This window comes from Microlunatus sp. Gsoil 973 (assembly GCF_009707365.1).
Classification (GTDB): Bacteria; Actinomycetota; Actinomycetes; order Propionibacteriales; family Propionibacteriaceae; genus Microlunatus.
The window spans coordinates 2,602,881-2,622,606 of sequence record NZ_CP046122.1; the positions used below are offsets into that span (position 1 = coordinate 2,602,881).

17 protein-coding genes are annotated in these 19,726 nt (G+C 66.5%); 4 read left to right on the top strand and 13 right to left on the bottom strand.

Annotated elements, in window-relative coordinates:
* Nucleotides 1-2 precede the first annotated feature (2 nt).
* Both dapC and fdxA read right to left on the bottom strand, forming a co-directional pair.
* Nucleotides 3-1,106 carry a succinyldiaminopimelate transaminase gene (dapC, locus tag GJV80_RS12240; protein WP_230207617.1) on the bottom strand — a complete coding sequence of 368 codons (1,104 nt, stop codon included), beginning with the start codon at nt 1,104-1,106 and terminating at the stop codon, nt 3-5.
* A complete protein-coding gene (fdxA, locus tag GJV80_RS23905; RefSeq protein ID WP_154688137.1) occupies nt 1,103-1,429 on the bottom strand; it encodes a ferredoxin in 327 nt (108 codons plus the stop codon). Before fdxA ends, dapC begins: the two co-directional genes overlap by 4 nt.
* 81 nt (nt 1,430-1,510) lie before the next feature.
* Here fdxA and GJV80_RS12250 point away from each other — a divergent pair, with 81 nt between their 5' ends.
* Nucleotides 1,511-2,476, top strand: a complete 966-nt coding sequence (locus GJV80_RS12250; RefSeq protein ID WP_154688138.1) for a GNAT family N-acetyltransferase — start codon at nt 1,511-1,513, stop codon at nt 2,474-2,476.
* 24 nt (nt 2,477-2,500) lie between these two features.
* On the opposite strand, the gene mshB is transcribed toward GJV80_RS12250, so the two are convergent.
* The 9 genes from mshB to GJV80_RS23915 all read right to left on the bottom strand — a co-directional run bounded on the left by mshB (nt 2,501) and on the right by GJV80_RS23915 (nt 12,875).
* On the bottom strand, nt 2,501-3,439 hold the full coding sequence (mshB, locus tag GJV80_RS12255; RefSeq protein WP_230207618.1) for an N-acetyl-1-D-myo-inositol-2-amino-2-deoxy-alpha-D-glucopyranoside deacetylase: 939 nt from the start codon (nt 3,437-3,439) through the stop codon (nt 2,501-2,503).
* Nucleotides 3,440-3,449: 10 nt separating this feature from the next.
* On the bottom strand, nt 3,450-4,298 hold the full coding sequence (locus GJV80_RS12260) for an MBL fold metallo-hydrolase (protein WP_154688139.1): 849 nt from the start codon (nt 4,296-4,298) through the stop codon (nt 3,450-3,452).
* A gap of 82 nt (nt 4,299-4,380) precedes the next feature.
* Nucleotides 4,381-5,421 carry an ABC transporter ATP-binding protein gene (locus GJV80_RS12265; RefSeq protein WP_154688140.1) on the bottom strand — a complete coding sequence of 347 codons (1,041 nt, stop codon included), beginning with the start codon at nt 5,419-5,421 and terminating at the stop codon, nt 4,381-4,383.
* Complete coding sequence (locus GJV80_RS12270; RefSeq protein WP_154688141.1) at nt 5,418-6,470, bottom strand: ABC transporter ATP-binding protein; 1,053 nt, start codon at nt 6,468-6,470, stop codon at nt 5,418-5,420. Before GJV80_RS12270 ends, GJV80_RS12265 begins: the two co-directional genes overlap by 4 nt.
* 13 nt (nt 6,471-6,483) lie before the next feature.
* Nucleotides 6,484-7,419: an ABC transporter permease gene (locus GJV80_RS12275; RefSeq protein ID WP_154688142.1), complete on the bottom strand. Its 936-nt coding sequence runs from the start codon at nt 7,417-7,419 to the stop codon at nt 6,484-6,486.
* Nucleotides 7,420-7,482: 63 nt separating this feature from the next.
* Nucleotides 7,483-8,403 (bottom strand): ABC transporter permease, encoded by a 921-nt coding sequence (locus tag GJV80_RS12280; protein ID WP_154688143.1) that lies wholly within the window; start codon nt 8,401-8,403, stop codon nt 7,483-7,485.
* Nucleotides 8,404-8,514: 111 nt separating this feature from the next.
* A complete protein-coding gene (locus tag GJV80_RS12285; RefSeq protein ID WP_154688144.1) occupies nt 8,515-10,152 on the bottom strand; it encodes an ABC transporter substrate-binding protein in 1,638 nt (545 codons plus the stop codon).
* A 252-nt stretch (nt 10,153-10,404) separates the two neighbouring features.
* Nucleotides 10,405-11,436, bottom strand: coding sequence for an ERAP1-like C-terminal domain-containing protein (locus GJV80_RS23910; protein ID WP_230207619.1), 1,032 nt, complete (start codon nt 11,434-11,436; stop codon nt 10,405-10,407).
* A gap of 122 nt (nt 11,437-11,558) precedes the next feature.
* The gene (locus GJV80_RS23915) at nt 11,559-12,875 is read right to left on the bottom strand and encodes a M1 family aminopeptidase (RefSeq protein ID WP_230207621.1); all 1,317 of its coding nucleotides are present in this window, start codon (nt 12,873-12,875) and stop codon (nt 11,559-11,561) included.
* A gap of 29 nt (nt 12,876-12,904) precedes the next feature.
* Here GJV80_RS23915 and eis point away from each other — a divergent pair, with 29 nt between their 5' ends.
* A complete protein-coding gene (gene eis, locus GJV80_RS12295; RefSeq protein ID WP_195908900.1) occupies nt 12,905-14,101 on the top strand; it encodes an enhanced intracellular survival protein Eis in 1,197 nt (398 codons plus the stop codon).
* A gap of 245 nt (nt 14,102-14,346) precedes the next feature.
* Here the strand turns inward: eis and GJV80_RS12300 are convergent, their stop codons facing one another.
* Nucleotides 14,347-15,180 (bottom strand): hypothetical protein, encoded by an 834-nt coding sequence (locus GJV80_RS12300; RefSeq protein WP_154688146.1) that lies wholly within the window; start codon nt 15,178-15,180, stop codon nt 14,347-14,349.
* A 317-nt stretch (nt 15,181-15,497) separates the two neighbouring features.
* Nucleotides 15,498-16,910, bottom strand: coding sequence for an extracellular solute-binding protein (locus GJV80_RS12305; RefSeq protein WP_154688147.1), 1,413 nt, complete (start codon nt 16,908-16,910; stop codon nt 15,498-15,500).
* Between the two features lie 245 nt (nt 16,911-17,155).
* Between GJV80_RS12305 and GJV80_RS12310 the strand changes: the two genes are divergently transcribed.
* Both GJV80_RS12310 and GJV80_RS12315 read left to right on the top strand, forming a co-directional pair.
* The gene (locus GJV80_RS12310) at nt 17,156-18,427 is read left to right on the top strand and encodes an alpha-L-fucosidase (RefSeq protein WP_154688148.1); all 1,272 of its coding nucleotides are present in this window, start codon (nt 17,156-17,158) and stop codon (nt 18,425-18,427) included.
* Nucleotides 18,428-18,469: 42 nt separating this feature from the next.
* Complete coding sequence (locus GJV80_RS12315; protein WP_154688149.1) at nt 18,470-19,717, top strand: GNAT family N-acetyltransferase; 1,248 nt, start codon at nt 18,470-18,472, stop codon at nt 19,715-19,717.
* The last annotated feature ends 9 nt before the right edge of the window (nt 19,718-19,726 follow it).

Sequence of the window (19,726 nt, forward strand, 5' to 3'; positions counted from 1 at the left end):
ACCTAAAGTGCGGCCAGCCGCTTCACTGCGGCCCGTATCCGCTCGTCGGTGGCCGTCAACGCCACCCGTACATGGTCACCGCAGTTCTGGCCGTAGAACGCTCCGGGACCGACCAGGATGCCGATCTCGGCAAGCCGATCGACGGTCTTCCAGCAATCGCCGTCCGGGTCGGTGACCCACAGGTACAGGGACCCTTGCGAATGGTCGACGACCAAGCCCACCCGTTCCAGCGCCGGGCGGAGCAGGTCGCGGCGGGCCCGGTACCGCCCCCGCTGCTGTTCGATGTGCTCGTCGGTACCCAGCAGGGCGATCATCGCCTGCTGGACCGGTCGGGAGATGATCATGCCGGCATGTCGGCGGATCATGGTGAGATCGGCGATGACCTGCGGATCACCGGCGACGAATCCCGCCCGGTAGCCGGCGAGGTTGGCGATCTTGGACAGCGAATGGACAGCCAACAGGCCGGTGTGATCGCCGCCGCAGACCCGCGGATCCAGCACCGAAACGGCCGGCACGTCCCAGGCGAACTCCAGGTAGCACTCGTCGGAGGCGACGACTGCCCCCAGCGCGCGGGCCCGGTCGACGCGGGCTCGCAACTGATCGACGTCGAAGATCCTACCGGTGGGATTGGACGGCGAGTTCAGCCAGACCAGCCGGGGTCGGACGTCGTCCCACCGGTCCAGGTCGTCGGTTGCCACCACCCGGCAACCGGCGATCGTCGCGCCCGCTGCGTAGGTCGGGTAGGCGGCTTCGGGGACGACGACCACGTCATCCGGCCCGAGCGCAAGCTGGGTCGGCAGCCAGGCCACGAATTCCTTGCTGCCGATGGTCGGCAGCACCGCGCCGGGGTCCACCGTCGCCGACGTCCGGCGGCCCAGATAGCCGGCGACCGCCGATCGCAGTTCCGGCGGACCGGCCACCGTCGGATAACCGGGACTGTTGCCGGCGGCCGCGAGCGCCTCAACGGCGACTGCGGGAGTGTCGTCGACCGGTGTACCGATCGACAGGTCGACGATCCCACCGGGATGCTCGGCGGCCCGCTGCTTGGCTGGCTGCAGGGCATCCCAGGGGTAGTCGGCCAGAGCGGCCGCCAGCCGGTTGGTCACTCGTCGTGTTCCTGGGGCGGCAGCGCCGCGACGATCTCGTGGTCCTTGTCGATCGGGCCGAGCTTGGCGGCGCCGCCGGGCGACCCGAGGTCGTCGAAGAATCCGACGTTCGCGTCGTAGTAGTTCTTCCACTCCTCAGGCACGTCGTCCTCGTAGAAGATCGCCTCGACCGGGCAGACCGGTTCGCAGGCGCCGCAGTCGACGCACTCATCGGGGTGGATGTAGAGCATCCGCTTGCCTTCGTAGATGCAATCCACCGGACATTCCTCGACGCAGGCCAGGTCCTTGAGATCAACACATGGCTGCGCGATGACGTACGTCACAGCGTCCTCCTCATATCTGCAGCATTAACAGATCACTAGTATCACGCCTTACCTGTCACCATACGAAGGAAGCCTCGCCTAATGGACACCGATCCCCTCACCCGCATCGTCCCCGCGGTACGGGTCGACGATCGGGTGACCATCCGCTACCGGCTGGATGACGGCTCGGCGACCGACGTCGTCGGCTGGCTCACCAGGCTGGAAGCCGGGATGGTCGAGGTCGCCTCGCCCGGGGATCGGCTGACCAGCGTGGATCGGAAGCGGATCATCCTGGCCCGGCGCGTGCCGCCGGCCCGCGGTGGGCGGCCGCCCGAACGCTGGTCCGTCGACGAACTGGAACGGGCCGCGGCGGGCGGATGGATTGCCGATAACCAGCCGCTGGGATCCTGGCTGCTTCGCTCGGGAGGACGGTTCACGAACCGGGCCAACTCCTGTCTTGCCGTCGGGGACCCCGGAATGGACTACGGCGAGGCGGCCGGGATGATCATCGACTTCTACACCGGGTTGGGGCTGGAGCCGCGGGCACAGGTGGTGGCGGGGTCCGCCCCCGAACAGCAGCTCTTTGATCTTGGATGGCGGCCGACCGGGATCGAGACGACAGTGATGGCCACCACGCTGGCCGGTCTGATCGGCGGTCATCGGCGAGATCCGGAGGTGCGGTTGGATCGGGAGCTCCAAGACGACTGGTGGCAGGGCTACCTGGAGTACCGTCCGATTCCCGATCATGATGCCGCCCGGCGACTGCTGACCGGGCCGCGACCGGTGGCACTGGCCGGGATCCGCCGGGACGGCCAGGTCGCCTCACTCGGCCGCGGCCAGGTGACCGACGAATGGCTGGGCATCGCCGGTCTATGGACCCGCCCGGCCCACCGTCGACAGGGTCTGGCGACCAAGATCATCATCGAGCTCGGGCACTGGGCCGCGCGCACCGGCGCTCGGAACGCCTACCTGCAGGTGGAAACCAGCAACACCGGTGCCGTGGCGGCCTATCAGTCGCTCGGTTTCCTACCCCACCACGAATATCGCTATCTGCGTCCGGCGTCCTAGTCGAGATCGGCTGGTCAAGTCCGGCTAGTCGAGTCCGGCGAAGAGATCGTCGGCCCACTTGTCAGCCTGCGGGAACGGTTTGCCCGATGCGAAGCGGAAGTGCTCGCTGGCCCAGAAGTCGGCGATCGTGTCCGAGGCCCGGAAGAACCAGCTGTTGTCGGCGATCTGCGTCCTGTGCGCGTGCAGGGCGGCAAGCTTCTGATCTGAGTACTCCGGCCCGTTGACCTCGGCGGCGATCAGGTCGTCGGAGACTCCCATCGGCAGCGAACCGGCGACATCCGGGTCGACGCCGGCCCAGGTCTCGGTGTCACCGGCGGCGCGAAGCTGCCTGATGCCGTCGCGCATCTTGCTCTCGCTGAGCGCCGTCCAGACAACCCGATCGACCGTCCACGGATCGCCGAGATCGGGGCGGAAGCCGGGCACTGCGGCCAACGCCTGGGCGTACGTCGCGACCCGGTGCGCCTGGATGTGGTCGGGATGGCCGTACGCACCGTTCTCGTCCTGGGTGATCAACACCTGCGGCCTGCGGTCGCGGATGATCCTGACCAGTTCACTTGCCGCCTCCAGCAGGTCGGCGGTCCAGAAGATGCCGTCGCGGAGCACGTCCCGCGGCACCGCGCCGCGGCGGTCCTCGCTCCATTTCATTCCGGAGTCCCGGAAGCGGAAGTCGCCGCCCAGCCGCAGGTAGTCGGCCACTCCCAGCGCAGCCATCGCGTCGTGCAGTTCTCCCAGCCGGTGCGGACCCAGCGCGTCGTCGCGTTCGGCAGCGAGGTGCTCCAGCGCCGGCACCAGCACCTCGCCCTCCTCACCGAGGGTGCAGGTGACGAGGGTGACCGCGGCGCCCTCGGCGACGTACTTGGCCATTGTGATGCCGGTGCCGATGGACTCGTCATCGGGATGGGCATGGATCACCAGCAGTCGCCGGTCGGGCAGGTCGGAGATCGGTCGCTCGTCTGAAGTCACAACCGCGATCCTACGAAACCGGCGAAATCACCAGCGACCGCTCATCCGGATCGCGGATGGCGTCGGTCACCCAGGCGATGTACCGGTCCGCGGATTCGTGCACGATCCGTCGCGCGTCGTGGTCGATGGTGGACCCGAAAGCGCCGTAGATCCGGTCGTAGTCGTAGGGCTCGACGGCGTCGACGATCTGCCGCACCAGCCGGGGCGACAGCGGAATGCTGTTCGGGTAGGACCGCATGAAGCTGGCGGTCCGGTTGGCCACCACGGCGATCGTGTCACCGCAGAACAGCACGCCGCGGTCGTCGGCGCCGACCGCCCAGTGCGCGACCGAACTGCCCGGGAAGTGACCGCCGGCCTGGACCAGCGTCAGCCCCGGAAGGATCTGCCGGCTGTCCCGCCAGAGTTCGATACTCGGGTCGGGATGGGTGATCCAGCGCCGGTCGTCGGTGTTGAAGTAGAACGGCGCCGCGAACTCCCGTGCCCAGACCACCGACGCCCCGACCAGGTGCGGATGGCTCGATGCCACCGCGGCCACACCGCCGCGGTCCGTGACGGTCTGCAGCAGGTCGTCGTCGATGTAGCCGCTCGGCTCCCAGAGCAGGTTGCCGGCCGGGGTGTTGACCAGCATCGTCTTCTGACCGATGCCGAAATCGGGTGTCACATCGATCCGGGTGACCCCGGGTTCCGGTTCGGAGAGGGTGAATCGATGATCACCGGCGATCTCGGAGACGTCCAGCCACACCTGGCCGTCCTCGAGCAGGTACTGCCGGTCGTCGGCGCAGATCGGACAGACCTGCGGCAGGTCGTCGTTGCTCGGGTAGGCGTTACCGCAGGTCCGGCACAGGATGATCGAGAGCATGCCACCATCTTCGGACCTCAAGCCGGCTTCACGTCAAGGGCGCAGCTCCGGATCCCGCGGCTCGGTGCGGGACTCGGACTTTTCAGACAACCCGGCGCGGTTCGGCGAAGTGACAGGCGGAGACATGCTCGCCGATGCCGTCGGGTCGGGCGATCAACGCCGGCTCCTCGATCGAGCAGCGCTCCTCCGCTTTCCAGCAGCGGGTGTGGAACCGGCAACCGCTCGGCGGGTTCGCCGGGCTCGGCACGTCTCCGCTGAGCACGATCTGGGACTTGTTCTCCCGCTGCGTCGGGTCCGGCACCGGCACGGCCGACAGCAGGGCCTGGGTGTACGGGTGGGTCGGATGCTCATAGATCTGGGCGTCGTTGCCGATCTCGACGATCTTGCCCAGGTACATCACCCCGACTCGGTCGGAGATGTGCCGGACCACCGACAGGTCGTGGGCGATGAAGATGTAGGCCAGCCCCAGCTCGCGCTGCAGTTCCTTGAGCAGGTTGACCACCTGCGCCTGCACCGAGACGTCAAGCGCCGAAACCGGTTCGTCGCAGATGATCACCTTCGGGTTCAGCGCCAGGCCGCGGGCGATGCCGATCCGTTGCCGCTGACCGCCGGAGAACTGGTGCGGGTAGCGGTTCAGGTGTTCGGGGTTGAGCCCGACGAGCTCGAGCAACTCCTGCACCCGCTTGCGACGCTGCCCGCGCGGAAGCACCGACGGATGGATATCGAAGGGCTCGCCAACGATCTCCGCCACGGTCTTGCGCGGGTTCAGCGAGGTGTACGGGTCCTGGAAGACGATCTGGATGTCCCGCCGCAGCCGGCGCATCGCCGCGCCCTTCTGGGCATAGACGTCGATGCCCTCGAAGGTGAGCTTGCCCGCGGTCGGTTCTTCGAGCCGCATCAGCAGCCGACCCAGCGTGGACTTGCCGCAGCCGGACTCGCCGACGATGCCCAAGGTCTCACCCTTGTACAGCTCGAGATCGACACCGTCGACCGCCTTCACCTGGCCGACGGTGTGCCGGAAGACACCGGCCTTGATCGGATAATGCTTGACCAGTCCCTCGGCCTTCAGGATGACCTCGTTGGTCGCTGTGCTGCCGGTGTTCTCGACATCGGTTGCGGTCACTGGCGTACTCCTTCGGCGAGAACGTCCTGGGCGAAGTGGCAGGCGGCGTGCCGGTTGCGACCGACCTCGAGTAGCGGCGGCGGCGCGCCGTGGCGGCAGACATCCTGGGCGTACCGGCAGCGTGGGTGGAAGGGACACCCCGGCGGGATCGCGAGCAGGTTCGGCGGCAGCCCGCCGATCGCCGCAAGTTCCTGGCCCTTGAGATCCAGCCGCGGGATGGATTCCAGCAGCCCCTTGGTGTACGGGTGCGCCGGGTTGGCGTACAGGTCGAAGACGTCTGCCTGCTCGACGATCCGGCCGGCGTACATCACCGCGATCCGGTTCGCGACGTCGGCGACCACACCAAGATCATGGGTGATCAGGATCAGGCCCATCTTGCGCTCGTCCTGCAGGTCGGCGAGCAACTGCATGATCTGGGCCTGCACCGTCACATCCAACGCCGTAGTGGGCTCGTCGGCGATCAGGATCGCCGGATCCAGCGCGATCGCCATGGCGATCATGATCCGTTGCCGCATGCCGCCGGAGAACTGGTGTGGGAACGCCTTGACCCGTTGCTTGGCGCCCGGGATCTGCACCCGCTCCATCAGGTGCACGGCCCGCTCCAGTGCATCGGTCCGGTTCATCCCGCGGTGCTTGCGGAACATCTCGGCGATCTGCCAGCCCACCGGGAAGACCGGGTTGAGGGCACTCAGTGCGTCCTGGAAGATCATCGAGATCTCCGGGCCCCGCACCGTACGGCGTTGAGCCTCGGGCAACTTCAACAGATCGGTACCGCAGTATTCGACCCGGCCGCCGGTGACGAAGCCGGGCGGCGAGTCGAGGATGCCCATGATCGCCTGCGCGGTCACGGACTTGCCGGAGCCCGACTCTCCGAGGATGGCCAGCGTCTGACCCTGGTAGAGATCGAAGGTCACGCCGTTGATCGCCTTGGCCACACCTTCCCGGGTCCGGAACTCGACCTGAAGATCACCGACGTCGAGCAGCAGGCCGTCCGGACCCGGCTGCCACCGACGGCCGATCCGGGAAACGTCCTCAGCGAGTTCAGTCATGATCAGCCACTCCTCATCGCAGCTTCGGGTCGAACGCGTCACGGACCGCATCGCCGAGCAGGATGAATGCCAGCACGGTGAGCGAAAGGAAGAGGCTCGGGAAGAGCAGCATGTAGGGAGCGGCACGGATCAGCCCGAGGCCCGAGGCATCGGAGATGTCGCTGCCCCAGGAGATCGCCGGGGACTGCAGGCCGATGCCCAGGAAGGACAGCGTCGCCTCGGTGGCGATGTAGACGCCGAGGTTGATCGTGGCGACCACGATCACCGGTGCCAGCGCGTTGGGCATGATGTGGCTGAGCACGATCCGCGACGGCCTGGCACCCAGGGCCCGCGCCGCCTGCACATAGTCGGCCGGCTTGACCTGCATCACCGCGCTGCGCATCAGCCGGGCGATGTTTGGCCAACCGAGCAGGGCCAGCACCAGAACGATCTTGAGCACCTGGACGATCAGCGGCGCGTCGACGTTGGTCGGGAACTTGTAAAGGAACAGGACGCCGCCGAGCAGCAGCGGGATGCTGAAGAAGACCTCTCCGAGGCGCTGCAGGACGGCATCCAGCCAGCCGCCGAAGAACCCGGCCATCAGACCCATGGTCACACCGACCAGCGTGGTGGCCAGGGTGCCCAGCAGTCCGACGCTCAGCGACGCCCGGGCACCGTAGATCGTCCGGGCGTAGATGTCCCGCCCCTGGTTGTCCCGGCCGAAGATCGAGCCGTCCAGCCACGGCTTCTCCCGGGCCAACTCGAGGTTGGCGAAGCGCGGATCGGTATGGGTGAACAGGTGCGGGAAGATTGCCATCAGGACGAAGACAACGATCAGCACCGCCGAGATCCAGAACAGCGGCTTGTGCCGCAGCTCGACCCAGGCGGCGGCCCATTGCGACCTGCCACCCGCCGAGGGACCGTACTCGGCCGCCGGGGCCAGTGATTCCTCAACCGCGGCTTCACTCATCGCCGACCTCCCTTCCCCGGACGGGACGTGATCATCGGTCCCGGCCCGTTCATCGGCCACGCGCTAGTCACTGGCGATCCTCGGGTCGAGAACGCCGTACAGGATGTCGACGATCAGGTTGACCAGCAGGAACACCAGCACCAGGATCGTGACCGCGCCGACCACCGACTGACCGTCGTGTTGGTAGATGCTGCGGTAGATGAAGTTGCCGATCCCGTTGACGTTGAAGATCCGCTCGGTGACGATGGCGCCGCCCATCAACGCACCGACATCGGCGCCGACGTAGGTGATCACCGGGATCAGCGAGTTGCGCAGCGTGTGGACCCCCACCGTACGACCCCGGCTGAGGCCCTTGGCACGAGCGGTCCGGACATAGTCGGCACGCAGGTTCTCCACCAGGCTGGTCCGAGTCAGCCTGGCCACGTAGGCCACCGACAGGGACCCGAGCACCAGCCCGGGTAAGATCAACTGCCCGATCGTACCCTCCGAGGCGGTCACCGGGAACCAGCCCAGCTTCACGCCGAAGACCAGCTGGGCCAGGGCGCCGATGACGAAGATCGGGATCGAGACCACGACCAGCGTGCTGACCAACACGAGATTGTCGACGAAGCCGTTCTTCCGGATGCCGGCGAGGACACCGGCGGCGACACCGATCACCAGTTCGAAGAGGATCGCGATGATCGTCAACTTGATGGTGATCGGATACCGGGCGATCAACTCCTGGCTGACCTGGTTGCCGTAGAAGTTGGTGCCCAGGTCACCGTGCAGCAACTTTCCGAGATAGAGCACGTACTGGACCACCAGCGGCTTGTCCAGGTTGTACTCGGCATTGAACTTGGCGATGTAGGCCGGCGGGCAGGGCCGCTCGCCGCAACGGCCCTTGGCCGGATCACCCAGACCGAACACCATCGCATAGATCAGGAAGGTCGTTCCGATCACGACCGGGATCATCTGCAGCAGGCGCCGGATGATGTATCTGCCCACGAAGGATCGCCCCTTCTCTGTGTGGTCCTGAGGGTACGCCGCCGGAGCCCGGCAGAGCGTAGAGGTGACCAGGGGTGGGCCGTCATGCCCACCCCTGGTTCGGTTCGGTCCTCAGGACTTCTTGAGTTCGATCGCGGACAGATCGACCTGCTGGAAGGCGTCGACCTTGACGTTGGTGACGTTGTCCGACCAGCCGTAGCTGGTCTTCTGGAACCACAGCGGAGCGGTCGGGAAGTCCTTGGCCAGGATGGCCTCGGCCTTCTGATAGGCAGCGTCGGCCGGAGCGCCGGTGTCTGCCGCCGCGGCAACCTGCAGCTGGTGATCGAACGCCTCGCTGCTGTAACCGGAGTAGTTGGAATCTGCGCCGGTGCCGTAGATCGGGGCCAGGTAGTTCTCGATCGACGGGTAGTCCATCACCCAGCCGTTCCGGAACATCCCGCTGATCTCCTTCTTGTCCAAACTGTCCAGCAGGGTCTTGAAGTCCGGGGTCGGCTTGGCGACGACCTTGATGCCCAGGTTCTGGCTGACCTCGCTGGCCACGGCCTCACACCACGCCTTGTGTCCGCCGTCGGCGTTGTAGGTCAGGGTCAGGGTGCCGTTGTAGCCGCCCGACTCCTGGTAGAGCTGCTTGGCCTTGGCCGGGTTGTAGGTGCAGTTCTCACCGCAGGCGCCGGCCTTGTAGCCCTCGACCACCGGCGACACCCAGCTGGTTGCCGGCGAGTAGGAGTTGGCGAAGATCTGCTTGATGATCAACGGCCGGTTGATCGACATCGAGATGGCCTGACGCAACTTGAGGTTGCTCGGTCCGGTCAGCTGCTTGTCGATCGGGCTGAAGTTGAGGTAACCGAAGACACTGGAGTCCTTCTGACCCCAGCGATCGGCCAGGTCGCTCTTCCACTGGTCGTTGGTCAGCTGATCGTTCGGGATCGGGTCCATCGTGCCGGTGAAGTCGAGGTTGTTGGACAGCACGTCGTTGTAGGCGGCCTCAGGATCGGTGTAGATCTTGAAGTCGACCTTGTCCACGTGAGGCTTGTACGGCCCCGCGTAGTACGGGTTCTTCTGCACCACGATGTCGGTGGTGGTGTTGCTGACCACCTTGAACGGGCCGGCGCCGACCGGGATCTTCTCCTGCTTCTTGCGTGCGTCGGCGTTCTTGAAGAACGAGTCGGGCAGCGGCGCGAACGCGATGTAGCCCAGCCGGGTCGGGAGGTTGGAGACCTTCTCGGTCGTGGTGATGGTGAACTCGGTGTCGCTCTTGACGTTCAGTCCCGACATCTTGTCGGTCTTGGGAGCGGTCTTGCACTCGCCGTTGTCGGTCTGCAGGTCGGCGTACCCCTTGATCGGGGTGTAGAAGTAGGAGTTGGCCTGCCCGTTCTTGCAGTTGGCCGCCCAGTTCCAGGCATTCACGAAGTTCTCGGCCTTGACGGTCGTGCCGTCGGAGAACTTGTAATCGGGCTTGATCTTGATGTCGAAGTGTTGGTTGTCGCTCGTGGTGATGCTCTGGGCGATGTCGTTCTCGGGTTCTGAGGTGTCGACGTTGTAGTGCACCAGCTTCGCCGTCGTCGCATCGAGCACCGTGCCGCCGCACACCTCGTTGGTGTTTCCCGGGTACAGCGCGCTCTGCGGTGTACAGGCGCCGATCTTGACCTCTGAAGCGTTCGTGGAATTGCTTCCACTGTTGTTGCTCGTGCCACCGCCGCAGGCAGCCAGTGCAAGACCGGCCAACCCGATTCCGGCGACAGCAGCCATCGCGCGAGTGCGTCCTCGCATTGGATGTCCTCCCGTCCCCGCGCCCGGATCTCGGACGCATGATCCGCGCAGCAGTCACACGTGGTTGTGCCCGACACTGCTGGCGTATAACAGACAAGTTCTAACCACAAACCGGCGTCAGCAGCAAGTTGACCGGTGGTTCGGGCCCGGACAAGAAACCTGATTGTGACCTGGATAACAGGCAGGAAAATTCCCGACGGGACGTCCGGGGCTGGATCCGACGTGCTGGTTTCAGACGGAGCCGAAGCGCTCCAGCGACCGCAGGGCCCGGCGAAGCTGGTCGACGTCCTCGGTCAGCACCCGGCGGATCACCGGTGAGGTGGTGTCGGCGGCGAGCACGGTTTCTGCTGCCGCCAGCACCTCAGGCTCGGTGACCGCAAGCGGGAAGCCCAGCGTCGGGACCTTGCCGAGCACCCAGCCGCTGCGGAATCCGGCGGTTGCCGCCATGTCGGCGAAGAACGTCAGGGCGTACGGCCGGGTCAACTCCACCTGTTCGCGCGAGTCGCCGAACATCGCCTCCGCGGTCGCGTACAGCTCGTACGCCGACAGCTCGGCCGGCTTGGTCAGCAACTCATAGGCACGTTGCTTCGCCTCGGCAGTCGGGAGCGCTGCCCGCGCCCGGGCCGCGTTGACCCGTGCTGCAGCGGACTGGTCGGTCGCCAGGGTCTGGTCGATGACCTCCGGCCGGTCGGCGAGGAAGCAGATCCTGGTGACGATGGCCCAGGTCAGGTCGGGATCGAGCGCGATGCCGGCCGGCAGGTTTCTGCCCCGCCTCCAGCCATCGAGCCGGTCGGGATCCGAGCCCGCAGCGATGGCGGTTCTGAAAGCGATCAGCTGACGGTCCGAACCGGCGGGCGCGGTGTCCAGGATGCGCCCGGCGAGCGCCGACACCGCCGCCAACCGGTCGGCACGCTCGGCGATCGGGGCGTACGGACCGGCAAGGCTCCGGTGGGCAGCCTGCAGGATCACGTTGACGATCACGTCCTCCGGCTCGTCCGCCAGTTGCCCGCTGATCATGGCCAACGCTTCCTGCGGATCGAGTTCGGCGTCGCGGACCTGGTCCCGGACGCTGTTCCACACGACGACCCGGCTGCCCGGCTCGGTGATCCTGCTGACCAGCGATGCGAGCTGCTGCCAGTCGGTCGGGTCGAAGCGCACCTTGGCCCAGGTCTCGTCGTAGGCGTCGGGAATGACCGCGACCGCGCCGGCCGGACGCTGGTAGGACACCGGATCGGAGGTGAGGACGACCGACTGCTCCGCCACCAGCGCTCCGTCGGGCGTCACCCCGGCCGGCCGGACGGTGTGAGTGCGATCGGCCGGACGGTCGGCCGGCGGCGTGCGGACCAGTTCACCGCCGACCAGCCGCAGGGTGTCGACGCCGGCGGTCAGCAGCCACTGCTTGGTCCAATCCTCAAGGTTCGCGCCGCCGCCGCCGACCAGGACGCCACCAGTTCGGCGAAATCGGCGTTGCCGAAGGCGTACCGGTCGAAGTGCCGGCGCAGCCCGGCCAGGAACACGTCGTCGCCGAGGTAGGCCGCGAGTTGCCGAAGGGCCGCCGCACCCTTGGCGTAGGAGATTCCGTCGAAGTTCTGCAGGGCGGTCTGGGCGTCCTCGGCCCCATTGCCCGCGATGGGGTGGGTGGCAGCGGACTGGTCGACGACGTAGCCCCAGGCCTTGCGGGAGATCCCGAACTCGGTCCACAACGGGTAGGCGGTGGCCTCGGTGCAGCAGCGATGAGCCATGTACTCGGCGAAGGATTCGTTCAGCCACAGGTCGTCCCACCAAGCCATGGTGACCAGGTCGCCGAACCACTGGTGGGCCATCTCGTGGGCGATCACACCGGCCCGGCCGGCCCGCTCCGACCGGGTGGCCCGGGAACGGTAGATGAAGGAGTCCCGGAAGGTGACGCAGCCCGGATTCTCCATCGCACCGGCGTTGAAGTCCGGCACGAAGGCCTGGTGGTATTCGCCGAACGGGTACCGCACGCCGAAGGTGCGGTGGTAGTAGTCGAAGGCCTGTTCGGTCACCCGGAAGATGTCCTCCGCCTCGCGTCGCAGGGCGTCGCCCAGGCTGGCACGGACGTGGATGCCGAGCGGAATGCCGTCGTGTTCGGTGTAGAGCGAGGCGTACGGGCCGGCGATCAGGGTGACGAAGTAGGTGGACAACGGCTGCAGCGGGGTGATCGTCCACTGGCCCGGCGCCGTTTGTTCGGCCGGGCCGTTGCCGTGGACCGTCCAGTCCTCTGGTGCGGAGATGCGGAACGTGTAGCGGGACTTGAGATCGGGTTGATCGAAACACGCGAACCAGCGCGGCCCGGCGTCCAGGAAGCTCATCGCGTACAGGTAGGCCTTGTCATCGGCAGGGTCGACGTGCCGGTGCAGGCCCTCGCCGTCGTTGGAGTAGGCCATCACGGCGTCGACCACGACGGTGTTGTCGGCGGCCAGGTCGGTGAGCGGGATCCGCTCGTCCTGCCAACTCGACGGATCGAGTTCGCGACCGTTGAGCCGTGCCGCGTTGAGCCGCACACCCTTGAAATCAAGGAAGGTCTGTGCGCCGGGACGGGCATCGAAGCGGATCGTCGTCACCGACCCGAATTCCCGCTCGCTCCTGCTCTGCCGGGTCAGATCAAGGACCACGTCGGTGTCGCGGACGGTGATGAGTTCGGCACGCTGTTGCGCCTCGACGCGGGTCAGACTCGGCATGCGGTGACCCTAACGCAAGAATGCTGATCATGGACTTCGAGATCCGCACCCCGACCCAGGACGAGGCGGAGCGCTTCTGGCGCCTCGGCCACGAGGCCTTCGGCTTCCCACCCACGCCGTCCGAGCCCGGCAGTATCGACCGGCCCGGCGCGATTCCGGTGGTCGCCATGGACGGAGAGACGATGGCCGGACGGATGGTCGATCGGGATTACGACTGCTGGTTCGGCGGCAAACTGGTGCCGACATCGGGCATCGGCGGCGTGACGGTGGCGATGGAGTACCGCGGCCAGGGGCTGCTGGCCCCGCTGTTCACCGAGTTGTTCCGTATCGCCAAGAACCGCGGGGCGGTCATCTCCGCGCTCTACCCGTCGTCGGTGGGGATCTATCGGCGGTTGGGTTACGAGGTGATCTGCACTTCCGACCCGGCACGTTTCCCGATCTCCGCGCTGGCCCGGATCACTGCGCCCGAAGGGGTTCGGACCCGCCGCGCAACGGCAGCGGACGGACCGGCGATCCGGGAGGCGTACGACGTGTGGGCTGCGGCCAACAATGGACCCCTCAGTCGTCGGGGAGCCTCCTTCCCGGTCGACGACGAGGAGTTGATCAAGAGCTTCACCGGTATCACCGTCGCCGAACGGGACGGAACGATCATCGGTTATACGAGCTGGAACCGCGGACCGTCTTTCGGACCGGACGGCGAGCTGCAGGTCTTCGATCTGATCGCCGCCGAACGGGACGGCTACCGGGCCCTGCTGGCGGCGCTGGGGTCGTACGCCAGCATCGTCGGCTGGATCAAGATCGAGAACGCCTCCGGTCTTGATCTCGTGCTCCAGCTCTTCCCGACCTCGGAGTGGCAGGTTCTTGACTCACAACCGTATATGCTCAAGATCATCGATGTCGTGGGTGCCCTGCAGGCGCGCGGCTATCCGACCGTGATCAGTACGACCGTGGAGTTCGGGGTCGCCGGGGATCCGATCACCGGCACCGATGGGCACTACCGGTTGGAGCTGTCGGCCGGCGTTGCGCGGTGCAGCAGACTGGGTGATCTTCGCGCAGACAGCCCGGTACCGGTGTTCACGCCCAACGGGCTGGCGATCGCGTATGCAGGGGCACAGTCGGCGGCCGGCATCCGGACCGTCGGCGGACTGTCGGGCTCGGCCGATCACGACGACACCCTCGGCGCGATCTTCGGTGGCCGTCCGGCGCGGATCCGTGATCATTACTGACCGGCCTGCTCGTTCCCGCACCAACTGCCCGTTCCCGCACCAACTGCTCGTTCCCGCGACAGCAACTCGATTGCGCACCGGCTGAAGCTGGTGCGCCGTCGAGTAACTGGTGCGTCACCGAGCAACTGGTGCGCAGTCGAGTGACTAGCGCATCGTCGAAGACCTGGTACGTCGCCGTTTCCGACGGTGAACTTGGGCGCCCCTTTGCACTCCGCAGTGGATGTGCTTAACTTCGCGGAGGAATTTCATAACGGTTTGGTGTCGACGAGAGACGTTGGGGGTGGGGGTCGCGTGGCGAGTCGAATGCGGGAGTGGATCGCTCCCGTTGTGCTACCGGCCACCCTGATCGCAGCCATCGGCACCGGGGTCACAGTCGCCGTCTGGCCGGGCCGCACCGCACCTGCCGCAGATTCGGAGGTCGTCACGCGTACGGCGCCGGGTTCGACAATTCCCGGACGGACTCCCGAGACGACCGTTACTGGACCTCGCCACGCCGACCCGCACCTCGCGCCGAAGCACACCACACCGGAGCGGACCGCGCCGAAGAGCACGTCGCACGGGGCCTCAGCATCGACGACCCGCTCCACGGGCACCCCGGGTACCAGCGCCGCGGACAGGAGAAGGCTGCTCACCAACGGTTCCGACCCGGTCAGCCGGAGCGCTCGCCGGCCCGCGCTCACCGACCCGGCGACGGCGCCGCCCAAGCCATCGAAGTCGCACCGAGGGAAGGCCGCGCGCTCGCGTTCGAAACAGGAGCAGTCGTCACCAGCGAGGTCGCCGGGCCGTACGGCGCGACCGGTCCTCACCGATCCGGCCCGCAACAAGCCGAAGCCGACGACCGTCCAGCCCGTACCCAGCAAGCCCGCCACCATCAAGCCCGACAACGACACGACCATCGGCAACGGGCCATCACCAGCAGTCAAGCCGCCGAGCGGCGTGGCGAGCCCCAGGCCGACTCCGAGCATCACGCGGCCGAGCATCACCCAGCCGAGCATCGCGACTCCGAGCATCACGAAGCCAAGCAGCTCGAAGCCAAGTAACTCGAAGCCAAGCAACACGGTGCCTGCTGGCCCGGGCACGACGGCAAGGGTGCACGACCCCGACCCAGCAGGCCCAGCTTCCCCTGCCCCGGATCCACAGGCTCCCGGGTCGGACGGTCGTGGTTGGCACGTGAAGATCATCGACCGGGGCAACCATGGGGTTCACGTGTATCCCCACCACCGGTCGTCGTGGGTAGGGGTTTCCCCACGCGAGCGTCCCGGGAAGTGGCTTCGGACGAACGATGCCAAGCGACCCTGCTGGACCGCGAAGGTCGCCGACTCGCGAAGCAACCGCTGGTCGGATCGAACCCTCCTCGACTAGCCCGACCGTCCTCCCCGCCCGTCCTTTCCTGCCGTCATCGGTGACTTCTGGCCTCCTGCGCTGACGCCTGCGCTGCATGCAGGGCTACCACCGGATCGGTGCCGTCTCTGACCGCCTGCCGGATCGCCACGGCAAGGAATCCCCTGCAGTCATCGACCCAGGTGACCGGCGGCAACGGCGTCGCGATGTTGAGCTGCTCGGTCGCGCCGACGACGAAAGGTTCCTTCTCGGCGTTGGTCTTGTAGTCAGCCCGCTGGGTGGCCTGTTGGCACACCGGCAGATAGCCGGTCCGCGCCGACAAGTAGGCCTGCTGTTCCGGCTGGGTGAGGAACTGCATGTACTTCCAGGCAGCGGCCCTCTGCTCGTGGTCGGCGGCCGCGAACAGTGCGAGGTTGGAGCCGGCCAGCCGGTTCGCCCTGCCGCTCGGCCCGGTCGGCAGCGGCGCGACGCCGAGGGTGAACCTCCCGCCGATGGTCGCGCGGGTGTCGGAATACTCCTCCACGCCGGAGATGTCGAAGACGCCGGTCTGGTCGGCCAGAGCGCTACGACCCGGATGGTTGCTGCCGAGTGCCAGGGCTCCCGCCCGCTTCAGGTCGACCAGATAGTGCAGAGCCTTGGTCACCGGCGGTTCGGTGAACTGCGGCGAACCATCGGCGGAGAAAACGGGGGTGCCGTAGCCCTGCGCAATGATCTCCAGCAGCGTCGTGCCATCGGCAGGTGCCGCAGCGTTGCCCGGATCGATCGTCAGTGCGACCACCTTTCTCCCGGTCGACGTACCCCTGGCCGACCTGCCCTGGGAAACCGAGCGGGCGACCTTGGCGAAGTCGTCCCAGCTCGTCGGCGGTTTTCCGATCAGGTCGGCGTTGTAGTACAGGACGTCGACCGACTTGGTGAACGGCCACATCCAGGCGTTGCCGTCGGGGAGCTGGAGATCGGCCTTGACGCCGTCATAGAAGTCCTCGTACTGCTGGGCATCGGCGATGTAGGAGTCCAGCGGCACGATCGCTTCGGCCTTGACGTAGCCGGCCGCCCAGTGCTCGGCGACCTCCGCGATGGTCGGCGGACGGCCTTCCGCCAGCTGCACGTTGATCCTGCGCCGCAGGGTCTGCTGGTCGGATTGTTCCCTGAGTTCGACGACGATGTTGGGATTTGCCCGCATGAAGTCCTCGGTCAGCTTCGCCAGCGCGGCTCGCTGGGGACCCGACGACATCGCCTCGAGGAAACTGATCGTGATCTTTGAGCCGGCAGCGCCGGCCGTGGCTGCAGCTGAGCTGGACGGCTCACTGGTCCGGGTCGGCCCGCCGGTCCGGGTCGACCCACCCCTGCGGGTCGGCCCACCGCTGCGGGTCGGCACCGAACCGCAACCGCTCAAGCCGACCGCACCGGCGAGGAGGCTGAGACCACCGACCAACAGATGGCGGCGGGTCGAGGTGATGGGGGCAGACATCGCAGAAGTTGCCTTTCGAACCCGATTCATGCCACGGGCGGTCAGTGAGTCTGGCGAACGTGAAGGAGCACATCGTCGGTGACATGATCACTCACCGTTCCTGGCACCGGCAGCAGCAACACGTCGTGCTGCTGGGTGGTCACTGAGAATCACTGATTGATCCGATGACCACGCGGAGTCGAGTTGGTGACCAACCGTGGGATTGGCCATTGACTCCCGGATACATCCGATGATTTGCTGGGACCATGAACCCTGAGCACGCCTGGTTCACCCACGATCGGTTCGGGATGTTTGTGCACTGGGGCTTGTACGCCCTTCCCGCCCGGCACGAATGGGTGATGAACCGCGAACGCATCCACACCGAGGACTACGAGAAGTACTTCGACTATTTCGAGGCCGACCTTTATGACCCGCGTGCCTGGGCGCAGGCGGCGAAGGACGCCGGCATGAAGTACGTGGTGCTGACCACCAAACACCACGAGGGCTTCGCCATGTGGGACTCGGCGCTGACGGACTACAAGGTGACCAAGACGCCGCACGGCCGGGACGTCGTCGCCGCGTACGTCGAGGCGCTGAGGGAGGCCGACCTCAAGGTCGGTCTCTACCACTCGTTGATCGACTGGCACCATCCCGACTACACGGTGGATCCGGTGCACCCGCGACGCGACGACGACAACGCCGCGGCTCTCAATGAGGGCCGGGACATGAACCGCTACCGGGAATACCTGCACGGGCAGGTCCGCGAGTTGCTCTCCAACTACGGTCAGATCGACTACATCTTCTACGACTTCTCCTTCCCCGGCCGAGCAGCCAACGGACTGCAGGGCAAGGGCAAGGACGACTGGAACTCACCGGAGTTGATCAAGCTCACTCGGGAGCTGCAGCCCAACATCATCGTCAACGACCGGCTGGACATTCCGGGCGACCTGGTCACTCCCGAGCAGTATCAGCCGTCCGGCCCGATGACCCGCGACGGCCAACCGGTGATCTGGGAAGCCTGCCAGACGCTCAACGGCAGTTGGGGTTACGACAGGGACAACCACGACTACAAGTCGGTCGAGATGTTGATCAAGATGTTGGTCGACGGTGTCAGCAAGGACGGCAACCTGCTGTTGAACGTCGGGCCGACCGGCCGCGGCAACTTCGACCCACGCGCGATCGCGTCCCTGGCGGGGATCGGCGAGTGGACGAAGTTGCACGGCCGGTCGATCTATGGCGCCGGAGCCAGCGAGTTCACTCCCCCACCGGACACTCGCTACACCCAGAACGGCAAGCGGCTCTACCTGCACCTGTTCTCCTGGCCGATGCGACATGTGCACCTCGCCGGGTTGGCCGGCAAGGTCGCGTACGCCCAGCTGCTCAACGACGCCTCGGAGATCCGGTACACCGAGACCGATCCCAGCCAGACAGCGCAGAACACCACTCCGGGCGGGCAGCCACCCGGCACGCTCACGCTCGATCTGCCGATCCAGTCGCCGGATGTCGCTGTGCCGGTGGTGGAGATCTTCCTCAAGTAAGCGGTTGGCGTCGCGGGTGCTGATCATGGTTGACTCCCGACCATGAGTCAGCACCCGACGCCGCCCCATCACGCCGAACTGACCCTGGAGACGGTCGTCTCCGACCAGATCGAGTCCTTCGAACGCGCCGTCACGTTGGGTTTCCATTCCGACTACCACGGTGACGAGTGGGAGCACGACCGCAAGGCCTACCAGGAGGGCCGTTGGTTCGGCTTCCGCTCCGGCGACCGATGGGTGTCCTCCGCGCTGTCCTCGAGCCGGCGGATGGTCGTCCCCGGTGGGACTGTCGACGTCGCGGCGGTCACCGCCGTGACGGTGGCGCCGGGATTCCGACGCCGGGGCCTGTTGACCCAGATGATGCGGCACCAGTTGACCACGATCAGCGAACCGGTCGCGCTGTTGTTCGCAACGGAGTCGTTGATCTACGGCCGCTTCGGCTACGGCGGCGTCACCAGACAGTTGCGACTCTCCGGCAGGACGCGGGAACTGCAGTTCCTGCCCGAAGTCGATCTTGGTGACGGGTCGGTGGACGAGGTCTCCGTCGACCAGTACAGGATGCTGGTTCCTGGGTTGCGGTCGTCGTTCCTGCCGGATCGTCCCGCCCATCTCGAGCGTGACGACATCTGGTGGGAGTCGGTGCTCGCCGACCCGGAGCGCTGGCGGGACGGCGCGAGCTCACGACGGTTCGCGGTACATTTCGCCGTCGACGGTACGGCGGACGGGTTCGCGGCCTTCCGGACGAAGCGGCAGAGCTCGATCGTTGATCATGGTCGAGAGGTGCAGGTCGAGGAACTCGACGCCGGCAATTCCCAGGCTTACGCCGCACTGTGGCGCTGGCTGCTCGATCTGGACCTGGTCCGCGCCGTCAGCCGGCCCAACGCGCCGGTCGACGAGCCGCTGCATCAACTGCTCGCCGACCAGCGGATGATCAAGACCGAGCTGACCGACGCAGCCTACGCGCGGATCGTCGACGTGCCGGCCGCACTCCAGGCCAGGACGTACTCCGATGATCTTGATCTGGTGATCCAGATCGTGGATCGCTTCCTGCCCGACGCCGGCGGTCGCTTCCGGATACAGGCCGGCGTCGACGGGGCGACCGTCGCCCGGACCGATGACGCTCCAGACCTCACGCTGAGCGCACGACAGTTGGCCGCGGGTTATCTCGGCGGCACCCCGTTCAGCGCCTTCGCCCGGGCCGGCCTCGTCGAGGAGCACACCCCCGGAGCCGTCCGAGCGGCCACGTCGGCCTTCCGCAGTGACCGCGCACCATTCTGTCCGGATTTCTTCTGAGCGATCAGC